The 20,540-nt window shown below is 54.8% G+C and carries 20 protein-coding genes; 4 read left to right on the top strand and 16 right to left on the bottom strand.

Features of this window, described 5'->3' with window-relative positions:
- Window positions 1-127: 127 nt before the first annotated feature.
- Window positions 128-535 (top strand): PTS sugar transporter subunit IIB, encoded by a 408-nt coding sequence (locus E5336_RS05230; protein WP_135980022.1) that lies wholly within the window; start codon window positions 128-130, stop codon window positions 533-535.
- 94 nt (window positions 536-629) lie between these two features.
- Here the strand turns inward: E5336_RS05230 and E5336_RS05225 are convergent, their stop codons facing one another.
- The 11 genes from E5336_RS05225 to E5336_RS05180 all read right to left on the bottom strand — a co-directional run bounded on the left by E5336_RS05225 (window position 630) and on the right by E5336_RS05180 (window position 10,380).
- Window positions 630-1,274, bottom strand: a complete 645-nt coding sequence (locus E5336_RS05225) for a hypothetical protein (RefSeq protein WP_135980021.1) — start codon at window positions 1,272-1,274, stop codon at window positions 630-632.
- A gap of 75 nt (window positions 1,275-1,349) precedes the next feature.
- Window positions 1,350-1,619, bottom strand: a complete 270-nt coding sequence (locus tag E5336_RS05220) for a DUF4176 domain-containing protein (protein WP_135980020.1) — start codon at window positions 1,617-1,619, stop codon at window positions 1,350-1,352.
- A 26-nt stretch (window positions 1,620-1,645) separates the two neighbouring features.
- Window positions 1,646-2,452 carry a hypothetical protein gene (locus E5336_RS05215; protein WP_135980019.1) on the bottom strand — a complete coding sequence of 269 codons (807 nt, stop codon included), beginning with the start codon at window positions 2,450-2,452 and terminating at the stop codon, window positions 1,646-1,648.
- Entirely contained in the window at window positions 2,427-2,615 is a 189-nt protein-coding gene (locus E5336_RS05210) for a hypothetical protein (RefSeq protein ID WP_135980018.1), read from the bottom strand. The genes E5336_RS05215 and E5336_RS05210 overlap by 26 nt, the downstream gene beginning before the upstream one ends.
- Window positions 2,608-2,898, bottom strand: coding sequence for a WXG100 family type VII secretion target (locus tag E5336_RS05205; protein ID WP_135980017.1), 291 nt, complete (start codon window positions 2,896-2,898; stop codon window positions 2,608-2,610). The genes E5336_RS05210 and E5336_RS05205 overlap by 8 nt, the downstream gene beginning before the upstream one ends.
- Window positions 2,899-2,909: 11 nt before the next feature.
- Complete coding sequence (locus E5336_RS05200; protein ID WP_168353560.1) at window positions 2,910-3,200, bottom strand: WXG100 family type VII secretion target; 291 nt, start codon at window positions 3,198-3,200, stop codon at window positions 2,910-2,912.
- Between the two features lie 14 nt (window positions 3,201-3,214).
- Complete coding sequence (locus E5336_RS12380) at window positions 3,215-3,430, bottom strand: hypothetical protein (RefSeq protein ID WP_168353559.1); 216 nt, start codon at window positions 3,428-3,430, stop codon at window positions 3,215-3,217.
- A complete protein-coding gene (locus E5336_RS05195) occupies window positions 3,423-6,710 on the bottom strand; it encodes an FHA domain-containing protein (protein ID WP_135980015.1) in 3,288 nt (1,095 codons plus the stop codon). Before E5336_RS05195 ends, E5336_RS12380 begins: the two co-directional genes overlap by 8 nt.
- Window positions 6,703-8,211 (bottom strand): SDR family oxidoreductase, encoded by a 1,509-nt coding sequence (locus E5336_RS05190; protein WP_135980014.1) that lies wholly within the window; start codon window positions 8,209-8,211, stop codon window positions 6,703-6,705. Before E5336_RS05190 ends, E5336_RS05195 begins: the two co-directional genes overlap by 8 nt.
- Window positions 8,211-9,425 carry a protein kinase domain-containing protein gene (locus E5336_RS05185; RefSeq protein WP_135980013.1) on the bottom strand — a complete coding sequence of 405 codons (1,215 nt, stop codon included), beginning with the start codon at window positions 9,423-9,425 and terminating at the stop codon, window positions 8,211-8,213. The genes E5336_RS05190 and E5336_RS05185 overlap by 1 nt, the downstream gene beginning before the upstream one ends.
- On the bottom strand, window positions 9,409-10,380 hold the full coding sequence (locus tag E5336_RS05180) for an FHA domain-containing protein (RefSeq protein ID WP_135980012.1): 972 nt from the start codon (window positions 10,378-10,380) through the stop codon (window positions 9,409-9,411). Before E5336_RS05180 ends, E5336_RS05185 begins: the two co-directional genes overlap by 17 nt.
- Window positions 10,381-10,643: 263 nt before the next feature.
- Between E5336_RS05180 and celB the strand changes: the two genes are divergently transcribed.
- Window positions 10,644-11,945, top strand: a complete 1,302-nt coding sequence (gene celB / locus E5336_RS05175) for a PTS cellobiose transporter subunit IIC (RefSeq protein WP_135980011.1) — start codon at window positions 10,644-10,646, stop codon at window positions 11,943-11,945.
- A gap of 1 nt (window position 11,946) precedes the next feature.
- On the top strand, window positions 11,947-12,846 hold the full coding sequence (locus E5336_RS05170) for an ROK family protein (protein WP_135980010.1): 900 nt from the start codon (window positions 11,947-11,949) through the stop codon (window positions 12,844-12,846).
- A gap of 107 nt (window positions 12,847-12,953) precedes the next feature.
- On the opposite strand, the gene larA is transcribed toward E5336_RS05170, so the two are convergent.
- The 5 genes from larA to E5336_RS05145 all read right to left on the bottom strand — a co-directional run bounded on the left by larA (window position 12,954) and on the right by E5336_RS05145 (window position 18,749).
- Complete coding sequence (larA, locus tag E5336_RS05165; protein WP_135980009.1) at window positions 12,954-14,237, bottom strand: nickel-dependent lactate racemase; 1,284 nt, start codon at window positions 14,235-14,237, stop codon at window positions 12,954-12,956.
- Between the two features lie 120 nt (window positions 14,238-14,357).
- Window positions 14,358-15,773 carry a glucuronate isomerase gene (gene uxaC, locus E5336_RS05160; protein ID WP_135980008.1) on the bottom strand — a complete coding sequence of 472 codons (1,416 nt, stop codon included), beginning with the start codon at window positions 15,771-15,773 and terminating at the stop codon, window positions 14,358-14,360.
- A 107-nt stretch (window positions 15,774-15,880) separates the two neighbouring features.
- Entirely contained in the window at window positions 15,881-17,188 is a 1,308-nt protein-coding gene (locus tag E5336_RS05155; protein ID WP_135980007.1) for a TRAP transporter large permease, read from the bottom strand.
- Window position 17,189: 1 nt separating this feature from the next.
- A complete protein-coding gene (locus tag E5336_RS05150) occupies window positions 17,190-17,714 on the bottom strand; it encodes a TRAP transporter small permease (RefSeq protein WP_135980006.1) in 525 nt (174 codons plus the stop codon).
- A 6-nt stretch (window positions 17,715-17,720) separates the two neighbouring features.
- A complete protein-coding gene (locus E5336_RS05145) occupies window positions 17,721-18,749 on the bottom strand; it encodes a TRAP transporter substrate-binding protein (protein WP_135980005.1) in 1,029 nt (342 codons plus the stop codon).
- A gap of 306 nt (window positions 18,750-19,055) precedes the next feature.
- Between E5336_RS05145 and E5336_RS05140 the strand changes: the two genes are divergently transcribed.
- Window positions 19,056-20,540: a UxaA family hydrolase gene (locus E5336_RS05140; protein ID WP_135980004.1), complete on the top strand. Its 1,485-nt coding sequence runs from the start codon at window positions 19,056-19,058 to the stop codon at window positions 20,538-20,540.

The raw sequence follows: 20,540 nt of genomic DNA, 5'->3' as shown, positions 1-20,540 counted from the left end.
GTATTCGATCAAAATCCAGTCGTGTTTGTTTACGCGTCGTGGAAACGCGGCTCTCTTTAGTCGACTCCTTCTTGCCTCCTCGCTTCTGTGATCTTAAAATAAAGGAAAAGAGAAAGGAAAGACGCGTATGATCAAAGCCGCGATTTGCTGCAAAGGAGGCTTCTCCTCCAGCACGATGGCCGAACGCATCCGCAAAGGAATCAAGCACTATGGTCTTGAATCCGAATTGTCCATCGACTTCTGCCCGTTTCTGCTTGCCTCCAAAAAGATCGAGGCGTACGATATTTTCATTTTGTGTCCTCATCTTTCACGCGATGTGAAGCGGTTCAACGAGCGATATTGCCACGACCGCAAACCGCTCTACGTCCTGCCCATTCGCATGTATGGTCCGGTCGATGTGCAGGAGTTGTATTGGGACCTTATCGACTTGCTGGCCTTGTTCGCGAAACACCCGGTCAATCCGGTTCATTTTCCTGGCGAGGAAAACGCGTTGAAAATCAGGCGAATCACTGCTTACCGCCACCAAAACCGGTAAAGCCGCTTCCTGCCGGTCCTTCGGGACCGTTTTTTTTGCAGCCCGTTAAAAAAAGCACCGCCTGCCGACAGTGCTTTCGTTCTTTCGATAGATATTATTGTTTTTCCTGAATACTTGTGATTTTCCAGTCGCCGTCTTCTTTGGTCAAGCCGAACACCAGATTCGTTTCGGCTTCCGGCAGCTGTGCGACCATTTCCTTCATCTTGTCAAACACGACCTTCGACAAGTCCTTATACATTTTTGCTTCCAATTCCTCTTCCGTATGGTTTTCCGCATAGGACTGCAATTCTTCGGTGTGATCGTTGATGTAGTTTGTCACTTCGTTTAACGTCAAATCCTGGATCTCGTTCAAATCGAATTCATCCGTGTCTTTTCCGTTCAGTGTGATATTCGCCGTCGCCTTGTCGCCATCGACCTGAATGCCGTCCACCTTATATTCCATGAACGTTTTCGACACGAAATCCTGCACGAACGAACGGGCTTCCCGGTCGAAATCCTCGCCAAGTCCCATGCTTTCCAGCTGGCTGTCCAGCTCGGAATACACCGCCGCGAATTCGAGATCCGAACCCGCGTCCTTGCTTAAAAACGCGTCCGCGCTTTCGTAGTCGCCGCTCTTGCAGTTGCCAAGATACGAATCAATGACGACTTTGATCGCTTCCTGCTCTTGCTCGCTGTTGGAGCAAGCGCTCAATCCGACAACCATCATCATCGCAAACAAACATTTCAAAAACCTCTTCATACTTCTCTCTCCTCGGCCTTCGCCTTTTCACTACTTATATTTTAGGCAAATTCCCAGGCAAGTGCAATCCATCGTTTATTTTATTTTTTCGTATTCTTCTTCCAAAACGAAGCGGAAATTAAATTCTTCCTCGTTTTGCATTCCGATAAAATAAATTCGTTCAATATCGTTGTGATCGAACAAATACAAACGCTTTGAATCAATCATTCCTTCCGGCCACAGCACCGACGAGTAGTCGAACACTTTTTTCGACGGCTCGTGGCGCTGGAACCGGCCAACAATCATGATTTTCTTGTCGCCGTTTTTTAACGTGACAATCGAACCGAGCGGCAGCAATTCCGGCATGGTTTTCCTCCTTTCTGTTGATTTCCTTAATATTTGACATGGACTTTTAAGCCTAGACCGGCAATGAATCCAAGTTTGGCGCCCATTTCCCATTCCCGGTTTTTATGCGAGTAGGAAATGTCGCCGCCGGCGCTCAACAGCGATCCGGACCCCTTTACCGAAACGCTCGCGCCAAACAAATGAAACGCCAGAACCGCCTCCCCTTCCAAGGCGGCCACATGACCCTGGGCCTGAAACGTCTGCTCGTCTGCCGACATCACGACCTGGGCGCTCGCGCTGGCCGCGCCCACTTTTCCGCTGGCGTCCAACGTCGCGTTGATCATATCCGTTCCCACTCTTGTGTGGCTTGCCACATCCAGCAGGCTGCCATCGAGCTGGGCCGAGAGCGCGAGCTTTGGATCAAACTGCTTTTTCTCGTTCCAAAGCTGAAGCGTGCACTCCCCGCTCGCTTGCGCGTTGCCGACTTGCATCGACGTCTTTTGCTCAAAGTATTTCGTCGAATACACCGAGCCGACGCTCAAATAATGTAGCGACGCGCTCGCGTTCGCGCGCATCGGATCCGGTTTTTTTAGCAGCTGCGAAACCGGACGCAAATCCACGCCGTAAGAAAAACGAGGCTGTCCAACCGACGAACTCGATGTCGTGATGGGAAGCGACGATTCCGTCGCGGCCGCCTGGCGGGCCATCGTTAAAAAGTACTGGCGCAGCGATTCGATTTTCGCCAAAATCGTCTGATGGCGGCTGGCGAGCGTGAAATCCGCGAACACGATTTGCGTCCGCAGGCGATGGACGCGCCCGGCATACGCCTCACAGGCGTTTGTGTCGATAACCAAGCCGATCCATCTCCATGATCTGCGTGTTGATCAGCCCCTGCAACGAAGCCAGCGCCTTGGACACGTACCGCGTTTCCGCCGCGGATAAAAAAGAAGGGATGTCCTGCTGCAAGGCGGCGATTTGCGTCGTCGCCCGCTCATAGACAAGATAGCCTCTATGCATGGAACGAGTTCTCCATGAGCGCCTCGTTTTCCTCGTAGGCGACAGCCGTTTGTGACAAGTAGTTCGCGTGGTTTTCAATCGTCTGCAAATACGACTCGAACATCGGGTGCAGCGTCTGGAACTCGTCCATCAGCCGGGAGGCGGCTGGCGAAGTCCAAATGGATTGCACCTCGTTCATCTTCGATTGGATTTGGCTAAATACGCCATGAATCTCGCTTTGCATGCTTTTTAACTGCGTGGAATGCTGCATCAAGTCGGCAGCGGAAATATTTAATCTCGACATTGTCACTCCTCCTATAAATTTCTAGCCTGCGCCAGGCGGTTTTGCTGGAGCTGCTCGTACGCTTGCGAGCACGTCTTCAAGACGTTGGCGTACGACTCGATGACATATACCATGCGCATGAGCTGCGGCCACAAAATCTCGACTTGCTGAATGAACGCGTCGTTGTCGCTTCCTTGCCACACGTCGCTTGTCGACAGCATCAGCCGGTTGATCCGCTCGATCAGCTGCTCGTATTCGCCCGCCTGGGCGTGCAGGGCGTTCCCTGATTGGTAAAGTTGTTCATAATTGACTGTAATTTTCATTTTTTTCCTCTCTTTCAAAAGACGATCAAATGATCGCCATGGGCGACGCGTTCCAGCGTCCCCGTTATTTTTCGTTCCAGTTCCACGTTGTACAAGGCGTGGTAGTGGGCCGCCTGTTCCATCTCGCCCCATTGCGCGACGAATACGGAAGCCGCCAGCCCCGGGTCCAGCGACACGATGCGCCAGCCGCCCCGGTCGATCGAGCGCACATAGACGAACAATCTAGGCATAAATTTCCAGCAGGCGTCCGGTCTGCACGCCCCCTTCCTGAAAGACGATGACTTCACCTTCGGTGTGGACCAGTCGTTTTTTGAGCAAAAACGCGTAGTCGTTGAATCCTTCGCCCACCCACATCACGTCAAAGTCATAAAGGCGCGCCTGGAACGTGGCGTCCTGAAACAAGCTCTTGTCCTTTTCGACATCCAAAATCAAAATGTCGGCATTTTCTTTTACGCTTCCGACCGCGACGCGCAAAAACGGGTCGTTGTGGCGCCACACCTGCATCAAATAAAACAAGTCTTCCTGCCGGCCGGATTCCCGGTAGCAGACGAGCAGCTTGCGCTTTTTGGTCCAGAAAATCGGCAAAAAGCGCGCGTCGTAGCCAAGAACCGGTTCGGAAAAGTAGTTTTGAGCCTCATTGAGCGAAAAGCGGCCATCCATGCAAGGCAGCGGCGCAAGACGCGAAGGCGAAGGCGCTGACGGCACGCACCAGCGGGCGGTAAAGTATTCGTTTTGAATGGAAAGTAAAGCCATGGGAAAGTCCTTTCTTGTATCGTGGATAAAATCGTTGAAAAACTGACGAACCGCTTCCGGGTTCGAAAAATCGCAACCGATACGGCAGGCGGAAGCCGCCAAAAACGGTTCGAAGCGAGAATGGGTTTGGGAAAACAGGCAAATCAGGCGGATGTTCGGTTTGTCCAGCCAGGCCGCCTTGTCCAGCCAGGCGGCGTCAAAGTCAATCACGACCGTCACCGGATCTTCGATCGCTTGCAAAAACCAAAGCGAGCTTTGCTCAAAATGAAGATGCTCGACATACACCGGGTCAAAGCGGGCCTGAATGCTTTCGACAACCGCGCGCCGGTGGCGCCCCGCCCATACCGCCACCCGCTCTCCCAAAGGGATGTCGTACCCCTCGAGCTTTTGCTCGCAAGGCTTGTCGACAAGCCAAAGCGAGTCAAACGCGACCGAATCAAGCGGCGGCTGCACGATGGGCGCGGTCGTTTCCGGCAGCGCCAGCACGTTTTTCTTCATGGCGTTCAAAATCGAATCCGCCCCGTCGTCCCGCGCGCCTTCGACATGCCAGCGCCGGACGCCGGCCTGCACGTAAAACGAGCGGCCGACCACCTCGTCCTTTTCGCTTTCCTGCATGTAAAACGTGCCCGGCTCTTCGATCGTTGCCGCCTTGTCGTGGCTTAAAACCTCGCGGGAATCGCTGGCGGAATTGACCTTCAAACAAATGCGGTACTTTGAATTGGACCAGATTTGCTCGTCGACGACGCCCGCCGGCTTTTGCGTGGCCAGCACGAGATGGATTCCAAGCGAGCGGCCGATCCGCGCCATTTCCTTCAAGTCGTCCATGACATGCGGGTACTGGAGCTTGAGCTGGGCGAATTCATCCACCACGATCAAGACGTGGCTCATCGCGTGCCCGTGCGCCCGATACCACGCGATATCCGCCACTTGCCCGCTTTGCTTTTGAAAGGAAGCCAGTATCGTTTGACGACGCTTGATTTCGCAACGCAGCGACGCCATGAACCGTTCGATTTGGTCGCCTTCCAAATTCGTGATTTGCCCGGCACAGTGCGGAAAGGCGTAAAACGCGCTGCCAAACGCCCCGCCCTTGAAATCAATGAGCAAATACTGAAAGTCCTGACTGGAAAAGTAGACGACGCCATACAGCAGCAAAGTCGCCAAAAACTCCGACTTCCCCGAACCGGTCATGCCGGCCACCAGCAAGTGCGCCCCCAAAAGATCCAGCGTGACCAAGCCGCCTTCGTTGACGCCAATCACAAACCGAAAGTCCTTTTGACCACCTCGCGCTTGCGCCACGCCGCGCTCCAAGTCGAAAATATCGTGAACCGACACGAGCGCCGGACATCCCTGGCGCGGCAGCGGATGACGCAAAAGACTTGGCTGTTCGACCGTCTGGTCAAACGGATACGACGGCATGTGTTCCGCGCAGCAAATCAAGGAAGCGTTGTCGGGCAGCCGCAACGGTTTGACCGGCAGCATTTCCTTTTCGACTACGATCCAGTACATCGTCTTCGTACCTATCGCCGCCAGCGCCTGCTCGACATCGTCAAAACGCAAAATCCGCTCTTCGACGCACAACCCATGCAGCCGCGGCAGCGTGCCGGGCGCACAAATCCACACCCATTTGCTCTTTTCGTCCGCTCGCGCCGCCATGTGGCAAAACAAATCCATCGGCGCGCACCGGATCCAAATCGCCGCCTGCCGGGCCAACGGCCGCCATACTGGCGCCGATTTTTGATGCTTCGCGATTTCGTTTTGAACTTCCGTGTACAGCTCCGATTTGCGCGTCGCGTAGTTGACCGCCGGCATGGCCGGCAACGCGACGGGGACGCGCTCGATTTCAATCGGAATCAAGTCGGGCGGACACAGGCAGTGTTCTTGTTTGGACGAGTCGTCAAATGCCAGCGTGTAGCGCCGCACGGCTTGCGCGTAGTCGTCGAGCCGCTCGCGCACGTAGTCCATGTACAACGTTTTCGCTTCGAGGATTTGCGCGCGGTTTTGGCGGCGGCCATGGAAAAACTGAAACAATCCCAGCATCAAAAACGCAAACGACATGAACAACGAGGACATCGACATGAGCAGGAAATTTCCTAAACGCTCCGGCGCGATCCGGGCCTGGATCCACAAGGAGATCCCGGTCGACGACAACATCATGAACGAGGGCGCCAGGGCGCCGGCCAGCGAAGAGCGAGCCGCCGAAGGCATCGAGACAAACGGTTCCAGCGCGTCAAAAACGGGAATCTTGCATCGTTCGATCAAACAACGCGGCGCCAGCGCGCCTGTCTCTTCTTCTGGCTCTTCCGGCCATGGTTCGTCGCGCCACGGCGTGTCGCTAAACAAAAACGGCGGATAGTAATACAAAACGGTCGTGGCCGCCAAAATCGTATCGCCCGCATGCAAGTCGGCTTCCTTCACCCGCGCCCCATTCACATACGTTCCATTCGTGCTTTGATCGACAAGACGGTCGTTCACAATCGTGAAATGCATCCCGGAAAGATGCGGGTCGGGCTGTTGAAAATCCTCTCGCCCCAGCGTGAACTTCGCGCCAATGCGCTTCATGGCGTACTTTTCAAGCGGCTTGATAAAGACGGTCGTTTCCCGATGGCGCGCCGGCTGGTTCCAGGACACGCGTCCCACCCCTTCCACCACGACGCTTTCCTCGTTCCAGGAAAGAGCCAGGCTTCCGGCGGCGGACGCGCCCGGCTCCAAGTCAAACCACTCGGCCGCGTCCGGCTTGCATACGACCAGTCTATACATGGCGCCACAGCCATCGTCCAAGCCAAATCACTGGCGCGAGCAGCAGCGCCCAGCCGCCTGCCCAGGCCGGTTTGGGCGCGGGCGCTTCCACTTCGAAATCGCGGCGCAACGTTTGGATTTGGTTGTCGGCGTCCCGGTACGCGATATCGACAACGTACTGGTCGGGCGCGGTGTCGATTTCGAAATACGCCTGTTGCAGCCGGTCTTGCTCCAGCGCGTCTTTTGAAACGGCTTTCCCGTTGACGCGAATGGACTCGACCCGCTCCGGATCGGTGTCGGCCAGCACGATTCGCACCTTTTCGCTGGCAAAGCGCCCGGATGCGGGAACAAGCGCCTCGTTGACAATTTCCAGCCGGGGCGTCTGGATGGCCGGCTCCTTTTTCCACGCCACGTCGAGTTGTTTTTGGTCGTCGAGCCGAAACGTCTTTTCCAGTATGGCTTCGCTTTTGAGCGACGAGGTGGCGACGAATTTGATTGGCTTAAAAGGATCGAGCGGCGGCTTCAATGCCGGGCGCGCGTCGGCAAAATCGACAGGATCCGGCTGTGGCTGTGGCTGAGGCTGAGGTTGTGGCTGAGGTTTGGGCGCGGGAAGCGGGAGCGGCGCTTGGATGGCGGGAATGGAAACCGTTTGCGAAGCGAAAAACACCTGGTCGTCTAAATCGGTCATTTCCGCCTCGATTCGCACGGTTTGCCCCTCGCTTTGCGCGCCCCACTTGACACGATCGACGTTGTCGTACATGGTTTCGCCGATTTTCCAGCGTACGGTTTTCACAGGGCGGGACAGCGCGAAATGAAGCGTGTCGTCTTCCCAGCTCGCTTCGAACGTGACTGGCTCGGGCTTGTATTCGACCGGCTCGAGAACGAGCGGTTCGAGCAAGGCGCCGCTTCGGATTTCGAACGTGTTGGTGCCGGGGACGAGCCGCGCTTCGTCGACGGCTTTTTCCTCGCCGTTGTGCCAAAGCGTAAACCCGTCGCGCCAATGCTCGATTTCGATGCCGGCGCCCCGAATGTGGAGGATGGGCTGGACGAGTGGTTCGATTTGGATCGTCTGCTCCGTTGTGTTGCCGGCCCGGTCGTGCGCCACGACGCGGACTTCGCGCATCGCGGGCGTTAAAACGAGCTCGCGTTTTTTGTATTCGACGCCGTCGACGAAAAACTGGATCCGGGCGAGATCCTCGCTTTCGGCCCGGACATCGAGCAGCGTGTCTTCGGCGAGCAAAAGCTCGTCGGGAACGTTGATTTGAAAGGCGGGTGGTTCTTTGTCGCCTTCCACGTCCAGCACGCCGGCCTGGATGGGCTCTCCGTTTGGATCGACGAGCGAAAACTCGATTTCAAAACGGCGGGCGTCGTGGACGTCGATAGGTTCGCCGTTCCAGGGTTCGCCATTGACGACGATCACGCTTTGGGACACATCGACGTGGTCGGCGAGTTCGATGCGGATCGTTTCCGCGGTGGCGGCTGCCTCGATTGGCGGCTTCGGGATTTCTTGCGTTGTATTCATTAGGTATTTGTTCTCCATATTTCTAATAGCGGGCGCAGGGCCGGATCTTGAAAGTCGACATACGGCTCGATAGCTTCGATTTCCAAAATGGCCCGGCTTTTCAAAAAAAGGGCGTATTCCACGATTCGCTGCGGATCGTGCTCGGCCAGCAAGGCGTACATGCGCTGCTGGCGCGAAATAGACAAGTAGATTTCGTTTTGAATGCAGATGTCCAGCAGTAAAGCCGCGTGGCGCGGATGGCTCGTTTTGTCGACAAGCCGCTCCATCTTTTCCGTGGTGAGGTTTTCATACAGCATGCCGCTCCATTCCAGCAGCAGGATCTCGTCTTCATAGCGTGTTTTCGTGGCGGGCGGAATCGTTTCGAACACGGCCCGGCTCAGACCGGGATCGTCGGCGCGAATCGTTTCCCGCACCAGAAACAAGACGTTTTTTTCATCGCTCCAAAACGCGTCGTCGAGCTTTTCTTTTTCTACGAGCGAATATAGCGTTTCCTGTTTGTTTTTGTACGCTTCCAGCACGGTCGGCTCAAGGGGCGCCCCGCTCGCCAGCCCGGCAAAGGCGGCGAGAAAGACAGACAGAATATAGGCCGCAACCTTGAGGCGTGATCGTCGCAGCGCGCGACGTAGCGACGGAATCGAAGATTTGGGATGTTTGCCTATGGAAACGAGGCGTCGAAGGAGCGGATGGAGCAGACGAAGATCGTCGGCGATTTCAAAGGCGTCTTGTTTGGGATGGATCGGGACGCTGGAAAGATAAATCGTGGAGGCGTGGAGCGGAACGCAGGCGTTGAAGTCGATCAAATGCGGCTGGTCGTCTTGAACAAGAATGTTGGCGGGCTTGTAGTCGATGTAAAGAAAGCCAAGGGCGTGGAGCGATTCGATTTGGTCGAGCAAGGCGAAAACAAGGCGAAGACGGCGCTTTTTGGATGGACGCGAGGCGAGCCATTGATCCAGGGGGATGCCCGGGATGTGCTGCTCGACAAGACAAAGCGAGCCAAACGATTCGTTGACGTCGACAAGATGGGGCGCGTAAGGAGAGAAAGCAGAGGCGAGAATTTCAATTTCAAGCATGAACTGCCGGCGAAGGATGGGATCTTTCGGATCGAGAAGCGTTTTTCGCACGTACAGCACGCCGGTCTTGCAATCGACGACTTCATCGACTTGGGAATGGCGGGTCACGCACAAGGTTTTGGAAAATTCAAAGCGGTCGCTCATAAAACCGGAAGACGTGGTCGGCGAACACGACGCGCATGCCCGGACGCAGCCGCATTTTTCGCTGCACGCGTTTGTCGTTTAAAAACGTGCCGTTGCTGGATTTCAAATCTTGGATATAGCACCGGTCGCCGTCTTTGGTGATGCGGGCATGTTTAAGCGAGATGTTCGGCTCGTCCAGAGCAATCTCGCACGTCATCGCCCGTCCGACAACCATTGACTCGAACAAAAGGTCGAAGCGCGTGCCGTTTTCATCTTGCAAATACGGCGCGTCCTGGTCGAGGGCGCCAATGATTTGGGTATGGAGGATCTTGTCCTCGCGGCGCAAGACGGGCGCGGGCTCGACAAAGTATCCGCCCACTTCCTCTCTGGCCAAAAAGCCGTCGCTTCTTTTTTTCGACCAGCGGTCGTACCATTTTTTCGGGTGGTACTGGCGGCGAAGCGCCTTGAGTCCGAGAACGAGATTGGGAATGGAAAATTCCTCGGAATGAAGAAGCGCGTGCAAATAGCCGGTCACTTCATAGTCGTGCGCGGTTTGAAACGTGGCGGCCAGCGCCCGGACAAAGGCCAGACAGTCTTCCTTGCGGTACAGCCAGTAATCCAGCTTGAGCGGCACGACCACAAACGCAAGCCCGGTGCCGTCGCGTTCGATATAGATCCAGTCCAGATCCAGCAGCACGGGTTTGGAGCGATTGACCGCGATCGCCTTCTCGAGCAGTTCGATCAAAAAATCGTACCCTTCCCCGCTTTCAAACACATAGTGCTTTAAAAAATGCGCAACCGGCACTTTCTTTCCATACCGGTACGCCAGCGTTCCGTTGGCGTTGTCGATCGGATCGAGGCAGTAGTCGTCGTGCCGGATGGCGGCGATCAAGTCCGGATCCATCGCGTTTTCATCTTGAAGCGCGATTTCCAGCACGTCGCCGCGCTCGTTCATCGTTTTGATTTGCTGCTTCATAACAACTCCTTTCCAGGGCACTTGGTTGCCACACCTTTTATATACGTTTTTTTTTCGAAAAATGGACACTTTTTTTAAAAAAAATTTAATTTTTTTCCTTTTATATAGATTTATACTTATTTTTTCCTTTGATTAAGTATACTTTTCTTCATTATATGTCTAGACATTTGTTTGATTATGATATATGATGTGATCGTAAACGATGTATCCCCTTTCAAAATGGATCCATTGAAAGACGATACGGCAAATAAGGAGAAGAAATTATGAAATCACTTGACCGTTTTACGGAACCTTTACTCGAATTCGGATCGAAACTGGCGGCGTTCAAACCGCTTGAGATCCTTCGTGACGCGTTCATGCTCGCGTTCCCGCTGACGATTTTCGGATCAATCACGCTGATCATCGCCAACTTTCCGTTTTTAGCCAACCTGATTGGCGAGGACGCGGCCGGCACGCTCAACGCGTTGCTCGGACCGGCTTCGACCGCGACGATGTCGATTGCCGCCATCTTCTTGTGCCTCGGTATCGGCTACTACTATTCGAAAGACAAGGAATGCGATCCAATCTTCGGCGCGGCCATCGCGCTGGCGGCCTTCCTGCTCGTCACCCCGATGGAAATGAACGTCGACTTGGAAGCGGGCGGCCAAATGCTCGTATCCAACATTTTCAACATCGACCGTCTGGGCGCGCGCGGCATGTTTGTCGCCATGATCGGCGCCTACTTCGCCTCGTTCCTGTATTGCTTCTTCACGAAGAAAAACTGGACGATCAAAATGCCTTCATCGGTTCCGCCTGCGGTTTCCAAATCGTTTGCGGCCCTCATTCCGGCCGTGATCACGCTGACCGTGTTCCTGCTGATCCGGATCGGCTTTATGTATACGCCTTGGGGCAACGTGCATGACTTTATTTACCAAATCGTGCAGGCGCCGCTTGTAAGCCTTGGACGTGGTCTTGGCGCGACGATTTTGGCGATTCTCGCGATTCAGTTTCTGTGGTTCTTCGGCTTGCACGGACAGATCATCGTCAATTCGGTGCTGGATCCAATCTGGAACACGCTGACACTCGAAAACCTGGAAGCGTTCCAGAGCGGCGCGCAAATCCCGAACATCGTCACAAAGCAGTTTATCGAGATTTTCACCGTCGGCATCGGCGGCTCGGGCATGACGCTGGGCGCGGTCATCCTGATGATCTTCTTCTGCAAAAGCAAGCAGCTTAAACAAATCGGACGTCTGGCGGCGCCGGCGGGCATCTTCAACGTCAACGAGCCGGTCATCTTCGGTATGCCGATCGTCCTCAACCCGACGATTTTCATTCCTTGGGTCGTGGCGCCAATCATCAACGTCATCATCGTCTACTTCGCGATGTCGGCCGGCCTGGTGCCTTACACGACCGGAATCACCGTGCCTTGGACGACGCCGATCTTCCTTTCCGGCATGCTGGCGACCAACTCGTGGCAAGGCGGTGTCGTGCAACTTGTCGAACTCGTTGTCGTGGCGCTCTGCTGGTTCCCGTTCCTGAAATCGCTTGATCGCCAAAACGTGAAAATCGAGGCGGAAACGGAATAAGATGAAAACAGTGGTTTGTTTCGACATTGGCGGCACCGCCGTCAAGCACGCGCTCATCGAGGACGGAAAACTGCTTGAAAAGGGCAGCTTTCCAACCGAGCGCGCCAGTGGAGATCACGTTTTGAATGAAATGCTGAACGTCGTGCAGACGTATGGAAAGAGGGCGAAGATCGACGGTCTCTCCATCAGCTCGCCCGGCTTTGTCGACAACAAAACGGGCACGGTTCTTTCAGGCAATGTCATCGACGGCTTCAACGGTTTGGCCATCCGGGAATGGTTTCAATCCCGGACCGGCTTGCCGGTCGCCATCGAAAACGACGCCAACTGCGCCACGATCGCCGAGCACTACATGGGCAACGGCCAGGGCTATGAAAACATGGTTTGCATGACGCTGGGCACGGGCGTGGGCGGCGGAATCATCATCAACGACCGCCTTTACACCGGCAACGCCAAGATGGCGGGCGAGTTTGGATTCATGTTCATCAACGGGATCCACACCGACAAGCCGGAAGACGAGATCCTTTCGGGCTTCGCCTCCACGCGGGCGCTTGTGGAAAGCGTCAACAACGAGCTGGACGAAAAACTCGACGGCATCGAGATTTTCCGCCGGGCCGAGGAAGGCGACGCGCTTTGCAGCGAAAAAGTGTCCGCCTTCTATGATGCCGTGGCGATGGGCATCTACAACATCGCCTACACTTTGAATCCAGACATCGTTTTAATTGGCGGAGCGGTTTCGATGCAGCCGAAACTGCTTGACGAAGTCAAACGACGCGTCGAAGATCTGACACCATCTTTTTCTCTCAACTTACTGGATATTATGCAGATCGACCGATGCAAATTTCTCAACGATGCGGGATTATATGGCGCGTACGCCAACTTTATGGAAACGTTCGCCAAATAAGGCAGTCACAGTCTGGAGCGTGACTCGCCATAAAAAAAAGCCGGAGTGCATTCGCTCCGGTTTTTTCGTCTGTTCGATGGGCAACGCGGCTGGCGTTCGCCGGTTTTTTACTCTTTTTCCTTCACGACAACCGACACGCCGTTTGGGATGCATGTCAGCGTCGCGTCCTTCCCTTTCATTTCGTACGCCATCGCCAGCGCTTGGTCCAGTGATGGAGCGTATGTCATCTTCAAGCCTTCGATCATTTCTTTTTGTTTTGGATCGGCCACAAAGATGATCGGATGCTTGCGGGCGATGCGGGCCAGAATTTGCGAACACCACTGATCGGGACGGGTTTCGGTTTGCGGCGTCGCCAGAAACTTTTGATACGCCGTCTCGATGTCCGGCTCGTCGGCGATGATATGGTAGAAGAAATCGCCGCCTGTGCCGTCTTTGCATGTCGCCAGCATGATGATGACGCCATCGTCTTTGACCGTGGCTTCGGCGGCCGTCATGCCTTTGGGCGACTGATACGCGTTTTGATCGAGCGGATAGCCACCGTTGGTCGTGATGACGATGTCGGCCGGTTCGGGCTCGACGCACACGTACGGATCCAAAAACGCGCAGCCCGCCGCGTGGGCCTGCTCAAAATCGCCCGCGAACGCCGCGACGGTTTTCTTCTTTTCGTCGATGACGACATTGACAATGTACGCCAGCTTTGCCAGTCTGGCGGCCTCCACCATGTCGGTATGGATCGGGTTGTCCTTTAAAATCCCGGTCCGGGCGTGCGCATCGTCGATAAACTTCGAGCAGTGGTTGCCCATGACGGTGACGGCGTCGGCCACCCCGGGGAGCACGCTTTTGCGCCCGCCCGAATAGCCGGCGAAAAAGTGCGGCTCGATAAAGCCTTCCGCGATGAGCAAATCGGTATGCACCGCGTCCTTGTCGACAATGCAGTCCGGTCCCGACGGCAAAACGCCGATCTTTTCATTCCGGGACGGATCGTGGGCGTCGTGGACGAGGATCTTGTCCTGAAAGCGGGCGTACAACGCGTCGCCCAGCTTCGCTTTTAGCTCCTCGGTCGAGGTCGGCCGGTGGAATCCGGTCGCCACAAGTAGCCGTATGTTGATGTCCGGATTGCCTTCTTCCAGCTCCCGAATCATTTCCGGCAAAATATCCTGGCTTGGCACTGGTCTTGTGTGGTCGCTGATGATGATCACGCAATCTTTTTTCCCTTTCGCCAACTCGCGAAGCGGCTTGGAGCCAATCGGATGCTCCATCGCCTCGCGCACAATCGTCCGCCCGTCGCGCTCGCTTTTGAGCGTGTCCACTTTCGACTCCAAAACCGGCGTGTCGTCCGGTACCCAAAGATCCTGGGTTGTCGTGTCGTAAAAAAAACTGACTTTCTTCATTGCTTTCACCTTTTCAAATTGGTACTACCATTCCTTCCCTCTTATTTTATGAAACCGCTTTCAGTCCTGCAACCCTTTCGCACGAAAAAAACCGGAACGCGTCCGGTTTGAAATTGTTTTTTATTTCTTTTCCAAGTCGAATCCGAAGTATTCGATAGCGTTGTTGTAGGAAATGCCCTTGATGATCGGCGCGAGCAAATCCATGTCGTACGGGAACTCCCCGTTCTCAACCCAGCCGCCCACGAGATTGCACAAAATGCGGCGGAAGTACTCGTGACGCGGGTACGACAGGAAGCTTCTCGAGTCCGTCAGCATGCCGACAAAGTTGCCAAGCAAGCCAAGGTTGGCCAGCGACGTCATTTGTTTTTGCATACCCGTCTTGTTGTCGTTGAACCACCAGGCGGATCCTTGCTGGATCTTGCCGATCGCGTCGCTGTTTTGGAAGCAGCCGATAATCGTGCCAATCATTTCGTCGTCACCCGGGTTAAGCGAGTAAATGATCGTGCGCGGCAAACCGCCGTTGGCGTTGACCGCGTTCAGGAAATCGGCCAGCTGCGCACCCGGCGCCTCGTTGGAAATGCAGTCGAAGCCCGTATCCGGTCCGAGTTTGTCGAACATCGTCGTGTTGTTGTCGCGCTTGCAGCCATAGTGCAACTGCATCACCCAGTCGTGCTTTTTGTTTTCCTGGGCCAAAAACAGCATGATCGCCGTCTTGAATTTCACGATTTCCTCGTTGGAAAGCGTCTCGCCGTTTTTCTTTTTCGCGAAAATCGTCTCGATTTCCTCGTCACTTGCCGGAACGTACATCACATAGTCCAGTCCGTGGTCGGCTACCGAGCAGCCGTTGGCCGCGAAGTAGTCCATGCGTTTGGCCAGCGCCGCTTTCAAATCGGCAAACGAGTCGATCTTCATATCGGCCGCCGCTTCCAGCTTTGCCACATACGCCATGAAATCCGGCTTGTTGATGTTGACCGCCTTGTCCGGACGCCATGCCGGCAGCACTTGCACGTCAAAGCTTTCGTCTTCCTTGATGAGCTTGTGCCATTTCAAATCGTCGATTGGATCGTCCGTCGTGCAAATGAGTGTGACGTTCGCCTTTTTAATCAGGCTGCGCACGCGCATATCGTCCTGCTGGAGCATCGCGTTAGCTTTGTCCCAGATTTCCTTGGCCGTCTTCGTGCTCAGCGGCGTGTCGATGCCAAAGAAGCGCTGCAGCTCCAAATGCGACCAGTGGTACAGCGGGTTGCCAATCGCTTTTTCCAGCGTCAGCGCGTATTTCTCGAACTTTTCCCAGTCCGACGCCTCGCCGGTAATGTAGTATTCGTCAATGCCGTTCGAGCGCATCTGGCGCCACTTGTAGTGGTCGCCCCCCAGCCATACCTGGGCAATGTTTTCAAACTGGCGGTTTTCGTAAATTTCCTGCGGGTCGATGTGGCAGTGGTAGTCGAGCACCGGCACGACAGCCGCGTAATCGTGAAACAGTTCCTTCGCCGTTTCGGTTTCGAGAAGGAAGTCCTTGTCCATAAACTTTTTCATAATGGTTCTCCTGTCTTTTATTTTATAATCATTTTTATTGTACAAATCGACTGAATCCGCTTCCATGGCGAAACCAGTCGATTACATTGCGTTTGTTGTTGGGTTTTCTACATGACGCCCAGCACAGTCGGCAGCCACAAGCTGATTTGCGGAATGTACGTGACGAGCATGAGCACGACGAAGATCGCGCCAAAGTACAGCAGCAGCTGCTTGATGACCGACTCGATCGTGACCCCGCCGACCTTGACGCCAACAAAGAGCGTCGTGCCCACCGGCGGCGTGATCGTGCCGATACACAAGTTGAAGATGAGCATGATCCCGAAGTGGATGACATCCATACCCAGCGCCGTGCAAACCGGCAGGAAGATCGGCGTGAAGATCAGGCACGCCGGCGTCATATCCATAAACGTGCCAACAACGAGCAAAATCACGTTGATCAGCAGCAGGATGATGACTTTGTTGTCGGTCAAGCCAAGCAGCCCTTCACTCACCAGCTGCGGGATGCCCGTGAACGCCATGACCCACGACATGATCGAGGACACGCCAATCAAAAAGATGATGATGCCCGTCATTTGCGCGCTTTCCTTGAAGATGGCCGGCAAGTCGCTCCATTTGATCGACTTGTAGCCAAAGAGCGAAAGAACAAGCGAGTACACCACGGCCACGACCGAGCCTTCTGTCGCGGTAAAGATACCGCCGATAATACCGCCGATCACGACGACGATGAGCAGCAGGCAAGGCAGCGCCTGCAGCAGCACGTTCCACTTTTCCTTCCCGCTCATTTGCACGTTGGAGTAGAACTTGTTTTTCTTCGCCAGAAAGTACACGACGATCATGCACGCCAGACCCCACAGGATGCCCGGAATGTAGCCGGCCATAAACAAGGCGGATACGCTGGCGCCACCCGAAACGAGGGCGTACGTGATCATGACGTTGCTTGGCGGAATGAGCAATCCAGTCGGCGCGGTCGCGATGTTGACCGCCGCCGAGAAATTCGGATCGTAGCCGTCTTCCTTTTCAACCGGCCCGATAATCGAACCCATCGCGGAAGCGGCCGCCGTTCCCGACCCGGAAATCGAGCCAAACAGCATGTTGGCCAAAACGTTGGTCTGCGCCAGGGCGCCCGGCATTTTTCCCGTCAGCATTTTCGCCAGGTTGATCAAGCGGATGGCGATGCCACCGCGGTTCATGATGTTACCCGCCAAAATAAAGAACGGAATGGCCAGCAGCGAGAACACGGAAATTCCCGAGAAGATGCGCTGCGAGGCGGTGAGCACCGCGACGTCGAAAGGCATAATCGGCAAAATCGCGCACACCGAGGAAATCCCCAGGGCGATGGCGATTGGCACGCCCAAAAGCAGCATAACCACCAAAAGAACTAGAATAATCAAACCGGATAATAAAGAGATTGTCATCTTAGTACACGTCCCCTTTCTCTTCGACACCGCTGTGCATGTCTAAATTTTCGCCATGGCACATGTCGATGATGTTCAACACGCTGTATACGAGAATCGCCACGCCGGAAACGGGCAAAATCGTGTACACGTATCCCATCGGGATGCCAAGCGAAGCCGTCATTTGCTGCATGGACAACTGCATGATCGCGCTGCCGCCCCACACAAGCGCCAGCAACGCGAAGCCCAAAATCAGGATCTCGATGAAAATGTCGAGCGCCTGCTTCGCTTTTCCTTGCAGCTTGTCGGCCAGAAAGCCCATCCGCATATGGTCGCGGATGCCAAACACGTAGGCGCTGGCCAGCAGCGCCATCCAAACAAAGCTGTACGTGAGCAGCTCCTCGCTCACCGTGCTTGGCCGGTTGAAAAAGTAGCGCGTAATAATTTGATAGGAGCCGATCACGACCATGAACGCGAACAAGACGACGCAAGCGCCCATGATGATCTGATCCATCCGTTTCCGGATCGTTTTCGTAATTTTCAACATCGTTTCCTACTCCTTTTCTTCGTATTTGCGGTTGACTTCCTGGATATGCTCGTACATCTCCACGATATCCGGGTTGTTTTCGAGCATTTCCTTTTGCACGTCCGACACTTTGTCCTTGAACGCCTGGATGTCGACTTCGATGAACTCGACGCCCTGCTCGTCTTTCGCGATTTGTTTCGCTTTTTCTACCGCTTTGACCCATTCGGCCATTTCCACCTCGGTCGCCTTTTGCGCCGCTTCCATGAACACCGCGTATTCCTCGTCGCTCAGGCTTTCAAGAAATTTCGTGTTGCCAATGAGCACATCCGGCACCATCTGGTGCTGGTTGTACGAATAATACTTCGCTACTTCGCCGTGCTTGTTGTTGGTGAGGGCGAGCTCGTTGTTTTCCGCGCCGTTGATAACGCCCTGCTGGATAGCCGTGTACACCTCGCCAAACGACATCGGGCTGGCGGCCGCGCCAAACGCCTTCACCATGTTGACGGAAGCCGGCGACTGCTGCACGCGGATCTTCTGTCCTTTCAAGTCGTCCGGGGTGCGAATCGGCTTCGTGGAATAAAAGCTGCGCGTTCCCGCGTCGAACCATGTCAAAACCCGGAATCCCGACTTGTCTGTCGAATTGTACAACGCCTGCATGTAGTCGATATCGTTCATCACCTCATGGTACGCGTCGGTCGACGTGAACAAGTAAGGCATGGAAAAGATTTCGTACGATTTCGCGAACGTTTCCACGTTTGCCGTTCCGGCGACCACAAAGTCGATTGCGCCGGTCTGCGTCAGCTCGATCGCCTTCTGGGCCGAGCCAAGCAGCTCGTTGGGAAAGATTTCCACTTCGTATTTGTCGCCAAGGCGTTCCTCGATGATTTCTTTGAACGCCAGCATGCCGATATGCTCGGGATGCTCTTCGGATTGCGCGTGGGCGATCCGGATGATCCGCTTGCCGCCGGTCACGGAATCGAACGCCGCGCAACCGGCCAGGCTGCAAGTCATCGCCATCGCGGCGACACCTGCGAAAAGCCGTCTCCATAATTTCATAGATTGTTTCTCCTTCTATCGCTTCAATTTTATGTGTAAGCCTTTACAGCAAACCACTATACAGGATTGAAAAAAGAAAGGCAATCTATTATTTAAGTTTTGCTTATTCATTTGACAAAAATCTATATCTTCCCCAAATTATTGGTCTTTCTTACACGTTTCTTCCCCGATGAAAATAAAATGTCTGCCATTTTCAAGTCATTTTTTATTCCCTTCCGTTGACACCTCCCTACTTTTTATGATAAATAATATGTAAGCCTTTACACATAAACCGAAAAATGTGTATGCAAAACAGGAGGAAAATCAATGGATAAACAATGGATCCAAATCAATCCGCAAGACAACGTGGCGGTTGCCTTGACCCCCTTGAAACAAGGAGAGCGCATCGAAACGAAAAACGGTTCGTTCGAATTGATCGAAGACATCGCGCCCGGTCATAAGTTCGCCCTGCGCCCGATTGGCGAAGACGAAAACATTGTCAAGTACGGTCTGGCGATCGGCCACGCTACGACGCCGATCGAAGCCGGACAATGGGTGCACATCCACAACATCAAAACCAATTTAGGCGACGTGCTCGACTACACGTATACCCCAGACATCCCGGCGCTGGCGCCGCGGCCGGAAAAAACGTTTGCCGGCTACCGCCGTTCCAGCGGCAAGGCCGGCATCCGCAACGAAATCTGGATCATTCCGACCGTGGGCTGCGTCAACAACATCGCCCAGGCCATCGAGAAAGCGAGCGCGCATCTTGTCAAGGACGGCGTGGAAGCCGTGTGCGCCTTTCCGCATCCGTACGGCTGCTCGCAAATGGGCGGCGACCAGGACAACACCCGCCGCATTTTGGCGGATTTGATCGAGCACCCCAACGCCGGCGGCGTCCTCGTGCTCGGGCTGGGCTGCGAAAACTCGAACATCGACACGATCAAGCCATATTTGAACGACCCGGAAAGCGATCGCATCGAGTATCTCGTGTGCCAGGACGTCGAGGATGAAATCGCGGCCGGCATCGAACGCGTCGAACGCCTCGCCCGTCGCATGAAAAACGACAAGCGCGAGCCGATTGGCGCCAGCGAGCTCGTCATTGGTTTGAAGTGCGGCGGATCGGACGGGTTGTCCGGCATCACCGCCAACCCGACCGTCGGCGCGTTTTCCGACAAGCTCATCGCCCAGGGCGGCACGACGATCCTGACCGAGGTGCCGGAAATGTTCGGCGCGGAAACACTGCTCATGAACCGCTGCGAAAACGAGCGGCTGTTCGAGCAAACCGTCGATCTCATCAACGGCTTCAAGACGTATTTCCAGTCCCACAACCAGACGATTTACGAAAACCCGTCGCCCGGCAATAAAAAAGGCGGCATTTCCACGCTGGAGGACAAGTCGATGGGCTGCACGCAAAAAGCGGGCTCGGCTCCAGTCGAAGGCGTGCTTTCCTATGGGGAAAGAGTGCAGCACAAAGGATTGAACCTGCTTTCGGCCCCGGGCAACGATTTAGTCGCCAGCACGGCGCTGGCCGCCAGCGGCGCGCACATGGTGCTCTTCACGACCGGACGCGGCACGCCGTTCGCCTCCCCGGTGCCGACGATGAAGATTTCCAGCAACTCCTTGCTGGCCAAGCACAAGTCGAAATGGATCGACTTCAACTGCGGCCAGCTGCTCGAGTCCAAAAACCTCGACGAGCTCTCCGACGAGCTTTTGGACTTCGTGCTCGCCGTCGCCAGCGGCGAGCTTGTCGCCAGCGAAAAAGCGGGCTTCCACGACATGGCGATTTTCAAGCAGGGCGTCACCCTGTAA

This window comes from Dubosiella muris (assembly GCF_004793885.1).
Taxonomy (GTDB): Bacteria; Bacillota_I; Bacilli_A; order Erysipelotrichales; family Erysipelotrichaceae; genus Dubosiella; species Dubosiella muris.
The sequence above is the reverse complement of the archived record's forward strand: the minus strand, read 5'-3'. Positions and strand labels throughout refer to the sequence as shown.